This is a genomic window from Crossiella sp. SN42 (assembly GCF_023897065.1).
GTDB lineage: Bacteria > Actinomycetota > Actinomycetes > Mycobacteriales > Pseudonocardiaceae > Crossiella.
Map to the genome: position 1 here is coordinate 91,651 of NZ_JAMHIV010000024.1, position 12,794 is coordinate 104,444.

Here is a 12,794-nt window from a genome sequence, read left to right on the forward strand (position 1 = left end):
TCACAGTGTGCGGACCATGGCCGGTGAATCACTCACGGTGATGGTCCGCATGACTTATTTCACCGTTATGCCCGCTAGCCAGGTTGCAAGCTGACAACGGAGCGTGTCTGTTTGTGTTCTGTTCACTTTCAGGTCTTCCCCGGCTCGCTTGACGGACCTACGGTCACGCCGTTCCCAGACTGACGTCGTGGAGGTACGTGTGTCTCAAGGAGAGCAGGGTCACCGCCTGCTGCCGCTGCTGCCCAACCACCCGTTGGGCCGTTCGGCGCTGACCTGCGAGTACCGGTGTGGCAACGCGTGTGCGCACGAGGAGCCCAACAACTCGGGCAATGAGTACTTCGGCGACATGGCTCGCAAGGCGATGTCCCGGCGGGGCATGCTGCGGGCCGGCGCCGTGCTGGCCATCGCGGGCGCGGGCGCCAGCACGCTGGCCGGCACCGCGGCCGCCGACGTCAAGCTGGACCTGAACGCCGGTCCGGTGGACGTGGACCTGGAGCTCGGCTTCGGTGGCGGCCGCCGCACCGCGGGGGTGAACTTCGAGCCGGTCGCGCCCAACCGGGACGACAAGGTCACCGTGCCCAAGGGCTACACGCACGAGGTGCTGATCCGCTGGGGCGACCCGGTGCTGCCCGGCGCGCCCAAGTGGGACTTCGAGAAGCAGACCGCGGCCGCCCAGGCCATGCAGTTCGGCTTCAACAACGACTACTGCGGCCTGGTGCCGATCCCCGGCTGCGATGACAAGTGGCTCATGGTCAGCAACCACGAGTACACCACCGAGGAGTTCATGTTCCGCGGCTGGAACAAGGACAACCCGACCCGCGAGCAGGTGGAGACCGCCTGGGCCGCGCACGGCCAGTCCGTGGTGCTGGTGGAGCGCAACCGGCGCACCGGCAAGCTGGAAGCCAAGGTGGACAAGCGGTACAACCGCCGGATCACGCTGACCACGCCGTTCGAGGTGCGCGGCCCGGCAGCCGGTTCGCAGTACCTCAAGACCTCGGCCGACCCGACCGGCACCGTGGTGCTGGGCACGCAGAACAACTGCGCGGGCGGGCTCACCCCGTGGGGCACCATCCTCTCCGGCGAGGAGAACGTCAACCAGTACTTCGCCAACGCGGACAAGGTCACCGACCCGGTCACCAGCGCGCGACTGGCCCGCTACGGCTTCCCCAAGGGCACCAGCACCCGCAAGTGGGAGCGCTTCGACAAGCGTTTCGACCTGGCGCAGGAGCCCAACGAGGCCAACCGGTTCGGCTACATCGTGGAGATCGACCCGTTCGAGCCGGACCAGCCGCCGGTCAAGCACACCGCGCTCGGCCGGTTCAAGCACGAGGGCGCCAACGTGATCGTGGCCCGGGACGGCCGCGTGGTCGCCTACATGGGCGATGACGAGCGCTTCGACTACATGTACAAGTTCGTCACCGACGGCCGGATCAAGCACGGGCACAGCAAGCGCGCCCGCGAGCACAACAAGCGGCTGCTGGACTCCGGCACGCTCTACGTGGCCAAGTTCAGCGGGGACAGCCCGGCCGCGGAGATCGACGGCTCCGGCAAGCTGCCCAGCGACGGCCAGTTCGACGGCACCGGCGAGTGGATCCCGCTGGCGCACAACAACAAGTCCTTCGTGCCCGGCTTCACCGCCGAGGAGGTCTACGTCTTCACCCGGCTGGCCGCGGACAAGGTCGGCGCCACCAAGATGGACCGGCCCGAGGACGTCGAGCCGAACCTGCGCAACCGCCGGATCTACGCCGCGCTGACCAACAACACCGACCGCGGCAAGCCGGGCAAGGAAGGCGCCACCGAGGTCGCGCCGCGCCTGGGCAACAAGAACGGCCAGGTGCTGGAGATCGAGGAGCGGTTCTCCGACAACACCGCGACCCGGTTCAAGTGGAACCTGCTGCTGGTGTGCGGCGACCCGAAGGCCGCCGACACCTACTTCGGCGGGTACGACAAGACCAAGGTCAGCCCGATCTCCTGCCCGGACAACGTGGCCTTCGACGGCTACGGCAACCTGTGGATCTCCACCGACGGCAACGCCCTCGGCGCCAACGACGGCCTGTTCGCCACCCCGCTGGAGGGCAGGGAGCGCGGCCACGTCCGCCAGTTCCTGACCGTGCCGATCGGCGCGGAGACCTGCGGACCGGTCATCGGCGAGCGGTTCGTGCTGGTCTCGGTGCAGCACCCGGGCGAGGTGGACGGGGCGAGCATCGAGAAGCCCGCCTCGCACTGGCCGGACGGCGGCACCAGCCAGCCGCGGCCGTCCGTCGTGGCGGTCTACAAGAACGACGGCGGCCGCATCGGCAGCTGAGTGATCAGCGGTGCTCGTTGCCTCTCCGCAAGGCGAGCACGAGCACCGCTGACATCAGCATCGCCCCGCCGACCAGCCACAACCCGGTCCGCTGGCTGCCGGTGGCATCGGCCAGCGCGCCGGTGAGGTAGGGCGCGACGAACCCGGACAGGTTGCCCAGCGAGTTGATCAGCCCGATCGCGCCGGCCGCCGCGGCGCCGGAGAGGAACGTGGTCGGCAGCGCCCAGAAGGTGGGCATCGCGGCCAGCACGCCGCAGGCGCACACGGTCACCGCGATCATCGCCGCCAGCGGGTTGCCCAGGTAGAGCGCGATCGGGATGGCCAGCCCGCCCAGCAGCGCGGGCAGCGCCACGTGCCAGGTGCGCTCGCCGGTCCGGTCGCCGTGCCGCCCCCACCAGATCATCACCGCCGCGCCGATGGCGTACGGCACCGCGTTGATCAGCCCGCGCTCCACCACGGTGTAAGCGGTGCCGAACTGCGCCTCGAAGCCCTTGATGATGGTGGGCAGGAAGAAGCCGAGCGCGTAGAGCCCGTAGACGATGCCGAAGTAGACCAGCGCCAGCGCCAGGATCCGCGGCGAGGTGAGCGCCTTGCGCAGGGTCCAGCCGTGCTTGGCCTCGGTCGCCTTCTCCTCCGCGGCCAGCTCCTCGGTCAGCCAGGTCCGCTCCGCCTCGGTCAGCCACTTGGCCTCGCTGGGCCGGTCGGTGAGGAAGAACCAGGTCACCCCGGCCAGCAGGATCGCCGGCACCCCCTCGGCCAGGAACATGAACCGCCAGCCGGACAGGCCGAACACGCCGTCCCCGTAGCTGATCAGCAGGCTGGACACGGTGGCGCCGATCGCGCTGGAGACCGCGACCGCGGCCATGAACTGCGCGACCACCTTGGCCCGCTGGTAGGCCGGGAACCAGTAGGTCAGGTAGAGGATGATGCCGGGGAAGAACCCGGCCTCGGCCACACCGAGCAGGAACCGCAGCACCGACAGCGTGGTCGCGTTCGGCACGAAGGCCATCGCGGTGGCGATGATGCCCCAGCTGATCATGATCCGGGCGATCCAGCGGCGCGCGCCGAAGCGGTGCAGCGCCAGGTTGCTGGGCACCTCCAGCAGCAGGTACCCCACGAAGAATATGCCGGAGGCGAAGCCGAACGCCTTCTGGTCCATGCCCAGCTCGGCGGTCAGCCCGTTCGGCCCGGCAAACCCGATGTTGACCCGGTCCAGGTAGTTGATGAAGTACAACAACCCCAGGAACGGGACCAACCGCCAGGTGACCTTGCGCATGACCCGGTCCCGCATCGCGACGGTGTCCATCCCGGGTTCCTAAGCGAGAAGATCGCGCACGTCAAGCCGAACAGGTTCCTGACAACCGCCTGGTTGGGTGAGCGCATGCGTCTCGCCCGCCGCGGCCCGGTCCTACGCGGCCGCGCGGGCCGAGCTCCGCCAAGCCGGTCACCGGCGGCCGGGACTACTTCGACAACGCGGCCCGGCACAACACCGTGCCGGTCTGCCGCGCCATCCGCGTGGCGAACCCGCGCTGAGCTAGCGTCGAGCCATGACGTCCCGCCCCCGCGCCCTGGTCACCGGCGCCTCCCGAGGCATCGGCAAGGCCATCGCCCACGCCCTGTCCCCCACCCACGACCTGCTGCTGGGCGGCCGCGACCAGACCGCGCTGTCCGCACTGGCCGGCGAGCTGGGCAACGCCATCCCGTGGACCGCCGACCTGGCCGACACCGAGGCGCTGACCGCGGCCACCGCCGAGATCGACCGCCTCGACCTGCTGGTGCACAGCGCCGGCGTGGCCGAGCTGGGCGCCATCGCGGACACCCCGGCCAAGGTCTGGCGGGAGACCTACGAGATCAACGTGGTCGCGGTCGCCGAGCTCACCCGCCTGCTGCTGCCCGCCCTGCGCACCGCCCGCGGCACCGTCATCCTGATCAACTCCGGCGCCGGCCTGCGCGCCAACCCCGGCTGGGCCGCCTACGCCGCCAGCAAGTTCGCCCTGCGCGCCCTCGGCGACGCGCTGCGCGCCGAAGAGGAGGCCAACGGCATCCGGGTGACCTCGGTGCACCCCGGCCGCACCGCCACCGACATGCAGCGCGGCATCCGCACCGCCGAGGGCGGCGAGTTCCAGCCCGATGCCTACCTGACCCCGGAGTCGGTGGCCGGCGCGGTGGCCATGGCCGCCAACGCCGGTCCCGACGCCCACCTCACCGAGATCGTGATCCGCCCGGCTAGCCGCTGATCCGCTCCGCGATCCGCCGGACCTCCGCCTGCGCCTTGCCGCGGTCCACCCTGGTCGGCTCGTGCCCGCTGACCACGTGGTCCCCGGCCACCCACACATCGGTCACCTGGTTCGCCGCCGAGGACCACACCAGGTTGGACAGCAGCTGCACGTCCGGCGCGTCGGTGCCGCGCGGGAAGGCCGGGCTGTCCACGTCCACGTGCACCACATCCGCCCAGCGGCCGGGTTCCAGCGCGCCGATGTCGGTGCGGTTGACGGCGTTCGCGCCCTCGCGGGTCGCCATCAGCAGGGCCTGCGGGGCGGTGAGGGCATCGGCGGCGTCAGCGTCCAGGCGGGCGAACAGCACGGCCAGGCGGGCCTCGTCCCAGATGTCCAGGTCGTCGTTGCTGGCCGGGCCGTCGGTGCCCAGGCCGATGCGCAGGCCGTGCGCGCGCATGTCCAGCAGGCGGGCGGTGCCGGAGGCGAGCTTGGCGTTGGAGTTGGGGCAGTGCGCCACGGCCACGTCGTGCCGGGTGAAGATGGCCAGGTCCTCATCGGAGAGGTGCACCGCGTGCGCGGCCAGCACCCGGCCGCCCAGCGCGCCGATCTTCTCCAGCAGCTTGGGCACCGAGCCGTGCTCGGCGCGGACCGCGACGTCCTCCTGCAGGCCCTCGGCCACGTGGATGTGCAGCAGCGCGCCGCGGTCGCGGGCCAGCTGGGCGACCTCGGCGATGATCTCCGGGGTCAGCGTGTACGCCGAGTGCGGGCCGTAGCCCAGCTCGATCCGGTCACCCGGCCCGAACCGCAGGCCGTCGGCGTCGATCCACCGGGTGGTGTGCCCGGTCAGCTCCTGCCAGCTGCCCAGCCGCTCCAGCCCCGGCGCGTTGATGATGCCCGGCGTCAGCAGCACCCGGCCGCCGGTGTCCAGCACGGCCTGGGCCATCTGCTCGCCGTGGAAGAACATCTCCACGCTGGTGGTCACCCCGGCGCGCAGCATCTCCACCGAGCCGAGCAGCATGCCGTCGTAGGAGTCCCGCTCCACCATCCGGCCCTCGGCAGGCCAGATCGCCTCGGCCAGCCAGCGCATCAGCGGCAGGTCCCCGCCGAGGCCGCGCAGCGGCATCATCGGGGTGTGCGCGTGCGTGTTCACCAGGCCGGGCAGCAGGATGCCGGTCAGCTCCCTGACCCGCGCCCCGGCCGGTGCCGGCGGCGCGTCCGCGCTGGGTCCACAGTGGACGATCCGGCCGGTCTCGTCGAAGTCGACGACGGCGTCCCGCAGCACCGAGCAGGCGGCGTCACAGGGCAGGACTACGGGAGCTTTCAGGCGAGTCGACTCGGGCATGCACGGATCCTGCCACCTCGCCGGGAGCCGGTGGCGCGGGCTTCGGGTGGTCCAGCACACAGCGCAGCCCGGCCAGCTGGTCGTGCCAGGCCCGCTGGTCCCGGCGGAACACCGGCAGCATCAGCACCAGGGTGAACCCGGCCAGTCCGATCAGCGCGAACATGATCAGCATCTCCCGCTCCGGCATGCCCAGCCGGGTGGCCAGGTCGAACCGCTCGTGCAGCCGGATCACCACCGCGCCGACCACCACCGCGGCCATGGTCAGCACCGCCAGCATGCCCGCCGGGCCGAACAGCTCGCGCAGCACCAGCCTGCCCACCGTGGCTGGACTGCCGTTCGCCTTGCGCACCTTGAACTTCAGCAGCCGCCCGCCCGGGGTGTAGCCCTGGTCCAGCAGCGGCAGCACGATCCGCACCAGCAGGTAGGAGGCGAAGCTCAGGAAGACCGGTTCCGAGCCGGTGAAGGTGTGCGCGGCGAAGGCGATCAGGCCGACCGCGATCATGTCCAGGCCGTAGCCGACGATCTGGCGGGGCAGGCTGGTGGAGTCGGCCAGCGCGCGAACCTCGTTGGGCGGCAACAGCTTCGGCACGATCAGCGCGGCGGGCGCGATCAGCCCGCCGAGCGCGGCGCCCAGCGTGTTGGCCACCAGGTCGTCCACGTCGAAGAGCCGGTACGGGCACGGGTAGATGCCGAAGTTGCCGGTCAGCTGGGTGATCTCGATCAGCAGCGAGGCGACGGACCCGATGGCCACCACCCAGCGCCGCTGGAGCCCGTAGACCTTGCGCAGCAACACACCCAGCGGCACGAACAGCGCGATGTTGAACACGAAGGACAGCATCGACTTGGAGGTCAGCCCGGCCAGGAACCCGGACTGGCCGTGCTTGGCCAGCTCGGTCTGGATGTCGGCGAGGAACTGGAAGGGCGTGAACTGGGTGCTCTGCCGCCCGGTGCACACGCTGTCCAGCGGCGGGAACGGCATGAACACCAGGGCCAGCAGCACCAGGCCGTACATCAGCGCCGCGTACAGCACGAACGACCGGCGCGGGTCCACCCGGCCGAACCGCACGTAGTGGAAGACCACCACCGGTATCAGCAGCGCGAAGCCGACGATCACGAAGTAGAGCAAGCCGGTCTGGATGTTCTGCACGTACAGGGTGGGCACGAGAAGAGTCTGCGGCCCGGCGCGAAGATCCAGATCGACCTATCGGCCACCCGCCCTCGGCAAAACGGCTGATTCACCCAGTAGGGGTGAGGCGACGATCGGCCTCAGGGTGCTCGATCGGGGCGACCGGCCGCCGTTGCACCGGCACGGCCCGCTCCCGCCGGGTGGCCGGGACCTCCGCCGAGCGGAAGGCCAGCACCAGGCCCAGTCCGGCCAGCAGGCCCAGCGCGAGCAGCACCCGCAGGTCGCCGGAGAGCCCGTCGGCCAGCACCGGCGCGATCAGCACGAAGCAGCCCAGGCCGGGCAGCGTGCCGGCTTCCCGCCCGGCCAGCCGGAGCAGGCCGCGCCAGGAGCCGTCCTCGTGGCCGGCCCGGTAGCCGAGCAGCCGTCCGCCCGGCGTCCAGCCCTGCGCCAGCCACGGGACGAACACCCTGGTCAGCAGCACCGGGATGGCCGCGGCGAACAGGGAGCCGCCGGTGGTCAGGAAGAACATCCCGCTCAGCAGCAGGTCCACGCCGAGCGCGGCCACCTTGCGCGGCACGCTGACCGGACCCAGCGGCAGCGCGGGAGTGGGCAGCAGCCTGGGCACCAGCACCACCAGCGGGGCGATCGCGAAGCCGAGCAGGGCGCCGGTGGTGTTGCCCAGCAGGTCGTCGACGTCGAAGAGCCGGTAGGAGCAGGGGAAGGTGCCCCAGTTGCCGGTCAGCTGGGTCAGCTCGATGAACAGCGAGACGGCGAAGCCGGTGGTCACCGTGGTGCGCAGGTTCTTGCCGAAGGCCCGGCGCAGGAACACGCCCAGCGGCGCGAACAGCGCGATGTTGAACACGAAGGACAGCACCGACTTCGAGGTCAGCCCGGCCAGGAGCCCGGAGCGGCCGTGCTTGGCCAGCTCGCTCTGGGTGTCGGCGAGGAACTGCAACGGCCGCAGCTGGGTGGTGTCCTGAACTGCGGCGCACACCTTCATTGGGTCCGGCAGCGGCAGGAACACCAGGGCGAGCGCGACCGCGGCGTAGGCCAGGAAGCTGTAGAGCACCAGCGCGCGCCGGGCGTCCAGCCTGCCGTAGCGGCGGTAGTGCACCGCGGCCACCGGCAGCAGCAGCACGAGGCCGATGCCCAGGAACAGCAGCAGTCCGGCGCGGATGGAGCCGAGGTAGGTCGCGGTCACGAGATCAATGCTCGGGAAAACCGCGCTCCACCCCATCGACCGCGCAGTCAGGACCGCTCGGCCGAAGGGCCCGTCCCCGCCCGCCGGAGATCGGCCGGATGGCCGAGTTGATCAGACCGAGTCGAGCCGTTTCCGCAGCGCGGCCAGCCGGCCACCTGGCGGGACCGCAGGCTGGCCGAACTTGGCCGGGCCGCCGAAGCGGGCCCGCTGCACCGCGCCGGTGTCCACCCGGAACGCGGGCCGCCCGCCGCTGGGCCGCTGCCGGGAACGCAGCCAGGCCAGCCGGTGCTGGGCCTCGCTGTGGTGGTCGGTGATGGTCACCTCGGCCGCGTCGAAGGAGTGCAGCACCGCGCGGTTGAGCTCCAGGGTGGCCCGGTCCCGCCACAGCGTGCGCTCGGAGCCGGTGTCCAGGCCCAGCCGGGTGGCCACCGCGCCCGCCATCGCGTACGCGCCCTCGTCGGCCAGCGCCCTGGTGCCGATCTCCGCGCCGACGAACCAGGAGTTGAACGGCGCCGCCGGGTAGCCGACCCCGCCGATGGACAGCCGCATGTTGCTGATCACCGGCACCGCGTGCCAGCGCAGCTCCAGCTCGCCGAACCAGCCCAGCTCGGGATGGGTCAGCGGCACCTCCAGCACCGCCTCGCGCGGCACCGTGAACAGCTTCGGGCCCTCGTCCGCGGTCTCCACCACCAGCGGCAGCAGGTCGAACCGGCCCGGCTCGGCCGGACTCCGGTAGCCCAGCGCGCGCATCGCGTCGGTGAACTCGGCGTAGCGCGGGTCGCCGATGACCGAGCCGTCCTCGGCCCGGTGCCCGGCGTAGCGCACCAGCTGCTCGTTCCAGATGCACGGGCCCGGCCGCTCCGGGGTGTCCGGCGCGAACACGGTGACCAGCGGGCGGATCGCGCCCTCGTTGGTGGCCTGGCGCAGGTGCTCGAAGCACTCGGTGGCCACCGCGGCCGGCCTGCGCACCCCGCGCAGGTCGCGCACCTTCAGCCGCCGCCACGGCATGCCGCTGGTGCACCAGCCCGAGTCCCGCAGCGCCACCCGCGCGCCGTAGGCCAGCTCCGCGGGGGTGTGCCGGTAGGTGCCGGTCTTGCCGACCTCCGCGCGGACCTCGGCCAGGCGCTGGCTCAGCGGGCCCGCGCCGGAGTGCGAGTCATGGAACATGCGGAGGAACTCCTCCGCGGCCATGAGATCGACCTGGGCGGCCGGGGAGCTCGCCGCCGGCGCGAAGCTGATCACCTGGGTGTCGACTACGGTCACGGCTCGGTAACGTAGTTCGTGAACCCGGTCACGCGTCACTGCCGTACGGGGCAAGAAAACCAGCAGGTCGTCTCACCCGATCCAGTGGTCAATTCACCGAGGGTGGCGATCTTGACCACGGACCGTCAGATCCGCTCGAAGATCAGGTCGTGGATGACCCGGCCTTCCTCGTGCGCCCTGGACTCGAACTTGGTCACCGGCCGCCAGTCCGGCCGCGGCGCCCAGCCGCCCGGTTCCCCGGCGAACCGGTTGCGCAGCAACGGCGTGGCCAGGCAGGCCGCCATCATCTCCTCGCTGTACTGCTCCCAGTCGGTGGCCAGGTGCAGCGTGCCGCCCGGCTTGATCCGGGAGGCGGCCAGCGCCACGAACTCCGGCTGCACCAGCCGCCGCTTGTGGTGTTTCTTCTTCGGCCACGGGTCCGGAAAGAAGATCCGGATGCCGTGCAGCGAGTCGGCCGGGATGTTCTTGCGCAGCAAGGTGACCGCGTCCCCGCGCAGCAGCCGCAGGTTGGTCAGCCCGAGCTTCTCCACCCGCAGCAGCAACTGGGCCAGGCCGGGCTTGTAGACCTCGGCGGCCACGTAGTTCAGCTCGGGCGCGGCCGCGGTCAGCTGCGCGGTGGTCTCGCCCATGCCGGAACCGATCTCCAGCAGCACCGGCGCGCTGCGGCCGAACCAGGCGTCGAAGTCGACCGGGTCCTCGCCCAGCTCGTCCACCTTGCGGCCCAGCGCCGGCCAGTACTGCTCGTAGGCGCGCTGCTGTCCTGGGCTGAGCCGGGCGGTGCGCTGCACGAAGCTCACCACGGTGCGCCAGTGCGCAGGCCGGACGGGGTCCTGCCCAGTCGAAGTCATCGTTCCCTCACGCCGCTGTGCTGCGATTACGGCCCCGACTCTGCCATTTGGCAGCGCCGGGGCCGTAGTCGGGTCCAGCGGGCTACCAGCCCTCGATCTCCGGCAGCCGGGCGGCGAGCCCGGCCACGCCGGCGATCGGCACCGCGGGCCGGGGGTCGTTCTCGTGCGCGGGCAGCGCGTCCAGCCAGCCCTGGTGCTCGTGGGTCAGCACCACGGTGGTCGGCAACCCGGTCGAGGTGCCGGGGTCCGAGGGCACGTACTCCCAGTAACCGTCTTCACCATCACCCACCCAGGGGACGTAGAACCACCCGGGACGGTTGGTCAGCAGCTCGTGCACGCCGTCCTCCACGGCGAACCCGGCCGCCCGGTGCAGCAGGTCGCCACGGTGCAGGGCGCGCAGCCACCACGGCGCGGGAACCTGGTTGCCGCCCGCGGAGGCGGCCCGGAACAGGTGCAGCACCTGGCGTTCCGGCGCCCGGTCCACCCAGGACCGGCGGGTCTGCGCGGGGTCGGTCGCGGCGGTGGCATAACCCATGCGCTCGATCGCCTGGGACCATTCCAGTGCCGCGGTGGGCTCCACCCTGAGCCCGGCGAGTCGTGCTGGCGGGCGACGCTTGGTCTGGTCCCCGCGCTGGTTCGGCAGTCTCGACAACGCTGTCGATGCGCTCACCGTCGGTGAGTCGAGCATCGGTTCGGTCATGATCACCTCCGACCTCTGTGAGGTCTCAACCCCATCTGAGCGGGCTTGATCGCCGGTGTCATGTCGAAGTGCGCTGTTTCACGGTCCTTTAACGCAATGCATACGGCGCGCAACCTCCACGTCATGCCCGTAATGTGATCTCGACAACATTGTGGTCACTGCGGAGGGTGGTTCCGTGGGCGAGCGCGAGATCGGCATCAACGGCGGCGTGGTGGTCGGGGTGGACGGCTCGGCGTCGTCCCTGCGAGCCCTGCGGGTGGCGGTGGAGGAGGCCTGCCGCCGCGGACTGACCCTGCACGTGCTGCGGGCCTGGACCCTGCGCACCGCGCCCCGGCCGCCGGACTGCCCGGCGGGCTCGGTGGCCAGCGTGACCCAGTACGAGGAGTGGCTGCGCAAGGCGACCGCGGAACTGGTGACCGAGCACATCGGCGAGCGGGAGGACTGCGAGATCGCCGTGCACATCGCGCACTCGCCCTCACCGCAGGCCCTGATCGCCGCCTCCAACGGCGCCGACCTGCTGGTGGTCGGCCATCGCGGCCGGGGCGGGTTCGCCGGACTGGTGCTGGGCTCGGTGGCCGACCAGGTGGTCCGGCACGCCCACTGCTCGGTGCTGGTGGTCAGACCAAGCGTCCAGAAATAGCACGAGGCCCCGGCGACCCCCCGAAGGTCGCCGGGACCCCTGCTGCCGACTTCGCGGGCCCCGAACCCGCAGCTATCGGTTGTTTCCCGATGAAGTCCTCGCCTGGAGGACGTCACTGGGGGCACCCGGGTTGCGTTGCTGGCGAAAATTTCTTTCCGCTACCCCGGGGAGTTCGTGCGCAGCTCGTGCAGCACCAGCCGATGACTGGCCGCCAGCTCGCCGACCTGCTCCGCGCTGGCCCCGCTCACGGTGAGCGAGCCGACCCATTCGTTGTCCAGTTCCCGGTGCACCCCGAACCCGGCCCCGGTGAGCACCCTGGCCAGCTCCTCGCACTGCGGGCTGCGCACCAGCACAACCGGATTCCGTTGGCGCACAAGGAGTTCCGGGTGCGCGAGCAGATCAGGAGCCCCGTGCTCGGCCCGGACCGAGGCAGGCGCGTGCTCCGGCTGGACCCCGGCCAGCCTGCGCAGCACCCGGCCGAAGCGGCAGGTGGTGTGCGCAGCAGACCTGGTCCCGCACGGTTCGGTCGCGGTGACCGTCTCGATCATGCCGGGGCTCCTGGGGGTGAGAACGCCTCCCCTGCACACAATGACCGGATCGGGTGGTTCCGCGCGTCCTCCGTTGGTCGGGATTTCCCGTCATACCTCGGAGGTAGACCTACCGTTCCAGCATGGGTTACAACGATGCGCCAGACGGGTGGTGGCGCGAGTTCATCGCGGCCACCCCGCCGCACACCGGCAAGCTCGCGGTCACGCGCAAGGACGGGTCCCCGCACGTCTCGCCGATCTGGGTCGACCTGGACGGCGACGACCTGGTGTTCACCACCTACGCGCCCTCGATCAAGGGCAAGTCGATCCTGCGGGACGGCCGGGTGTCCATCTGCTTCGACAACGAGCGCCCGCCCTTCGACTTCGTCACCATCACCGGCACCGCGACCACCACCGACGACCCGGAGACGGTCCGCTACTGGGCCGGTCGGCTGGGCGCGCGGTACATGGGCGCGGACCGGGAGCGGGAGTACGCCGAGCGCAACGGCGGCGAGGGTGAACTGCTGGTCCGGGTGAAGATCGAGAAGGTGGTGGCCAAGACCGACGTGGCCGAGTGAGCCCCAGTTTATGAACCACGGTTCACAAAGTTCGTGAACCGTGGTTCA

12 protein-coding genes are annotated in these 12,794 nt (G+C 70.9%); 4 read left to right on the top strand and 8 right to left on the bottom strand.

Annotated elements, in window-relative coordinates; translation table 11 throughout:
* Positions 1 to 187: 187 nt before the first annotated feature.
* On the top strand, positions 188 to 2,305 hold the full coding sequence (locus tag M8C13_RS27585; protein ID WP_252483622.1) for a PhoX family phosphatase: 2,118 nt from the start codon (positions 188 to 190) through the stop codon (positions 2,303 to 2,305).
* A gap of 4 nt (positions 2,306 to 2,309) precedes the next feature.
* Here the strand turns inward: M8C13_RS27585 and M8C13_RS27590 are convergent, their stop codons facing one another.
* A complete protein-coding gene (locus M8C13_RS27590; RefSeq protein ID WP_252483623.1) occupies positions 2,310 to 3,611 on the bottom strand; it encodes an MFS transporter in 1,302 nt (433 codons plus the stop codon).
* 241 nt (positions 3,612 to 3,852) lie between these two features.
* On the opposite strand from M8C13_RS27590, the gene M8C13_RS27595 reads away from it, so the two are divergent.
* Positions 3,853 to 4,542, top strand: a complete 690-nt coding sequence (locus M8C13_RS27595; protein ID WP_252483624.1) for an SDR family oxidoreductase — start codon at positions 3,853 to 3,855, stop codon at positions 4,540 to 4,542.
* Here M8C13_RS27595 and M8C13_RS27600 read toward each other — a convergent pair.
* From M8C13_RS27600 to M8C13_RS27625, 6 genes are all read right to left on the bottom strand, one after another.
* Entirely contained in the window at positions 4,532 to 5,863 is a 1,332-nt protein-coding gene (locus M8C13_RS27600) for an amidohydrolase family protein (RefSeq protein ID WP_252483625.1), read from the bottom strand. The genes M8C13_RS27595 and M8C13_RS27600 overlap by 11 nt on opposite strands.
* Entirely contained in the window at positions 5,817 to 7,025 is a 1,209-nt protein-coding gene (locus M8C13_RS27605) for a VanZ family protein (RefSeq protein ID WP_252483626.1), read from the bottom strand. Before M8C13_RS27605 ends, M8C13_RS27600 begins: the two co-directional genes overlap by 47 nt.
* Before the next feature lie 73 nt (positions 7,026 to 7,098).
* Positions 7,099 to 8,190, bottom strand: a complete 1,092-nt coding sequence (locus M8C13_RS27610) for a VanZ family protein (RefSeq protein ID WP_252483627.1) — start codon at positions 8,188 to 8,190, stop codon at positions 7,099 to 7,101.
* Between the two features lie 111 nt (positions 8,191 to 8,301).
* Positions 8,302 to 9,453 (bottom strand): nitric oxide synthase oxygenase, encoded by a 1,152-nt coding sequence (locus M8C13_RS27615; RefSeq protein WP_374213166.1) that lies wholly within the window; start codon positions 9,451 to 9,453, stop codon positions 8,302 to 8,304.
* Positions 9,454 to 9,578: 125 nt separating this feature from the next.
* On the bottom strand, positions 9,579 to 10,301 hold the full coding sequence (gene trmB / locus M8C13_RS27620) for a tRNA (guanosine(46)-N7)-methyltransferase TrmB (protein WP_252483628.1): 723 nt from the start codon (positions 10,299 to 10,301) through the stop codon (positions 9,579 to 9,581).
* Between the two features lie 82 nt (positions 10,302 to 10,383).
* A complete protein-coding gene (locus M8C13_RS27625; RefSeq protein WP_252483629.1) occupies positions 10,384 to 11,001 on the bottom strand; it encodes a hypothetical protein in 618 nt (205 codons plus the stop codon).
* 175 nt (positions 11,002 to 11,176) lie between these two features.
* Here M8C13_RS27625 and M8C13_RS27630 point away from each other — a divergent pair, with 175 nt between their 5' ends.
* Positions 11,177 to 11,641: a universal stress protein gene (locus M8C13_RS27630; protein WP_252483630.1), complete on the top strand. Its 465-nt coding sequence runs from the start codon at positions 11,177 to 11,179 to the stop codon at positions 11,639 to 11,641.
* A gap of 158 nt (positions 11,642 to 11,799) precedes the next feature.
* Here the strand turns inward: M8C13_RS27630 and M8C13_RS27635 are convergent, their stop codons facing one another.
* Positions 11,800 to 12,189, bottom strand: a complete 390-nt coding sequence (locus M8C13_RS27635) for a hypothetical protein (protein ID WP_252483631.1) — start codon at positions 12,187 to 12,189, stop codon at positions 11,800 to 11,802.
* A 122-nt stretch (positions 12,190 to 12,311) separates the two neighbouring features.
* Here M8C13_RS27635 and M8C13_RS27640 point away from each other — a divergent pair, with 122 nt between their 5' ends.
* The gene (locus tag M8C13_RS27640) at positions 12,312 to 12,746 is read left to right on the top strand and encodes a PPOX class F420-dependent oxidoreductase (protein ID WP_252483632.1); all 435 of its coding nucleotides are present in this window, start codon (positions 12,312 to 12,314) and stop codon (positions 12,744 to 12,746) included.
* The last annotated feature ends 48 nt before the right edge of the window (positions 12,747 to 12,794 follow it).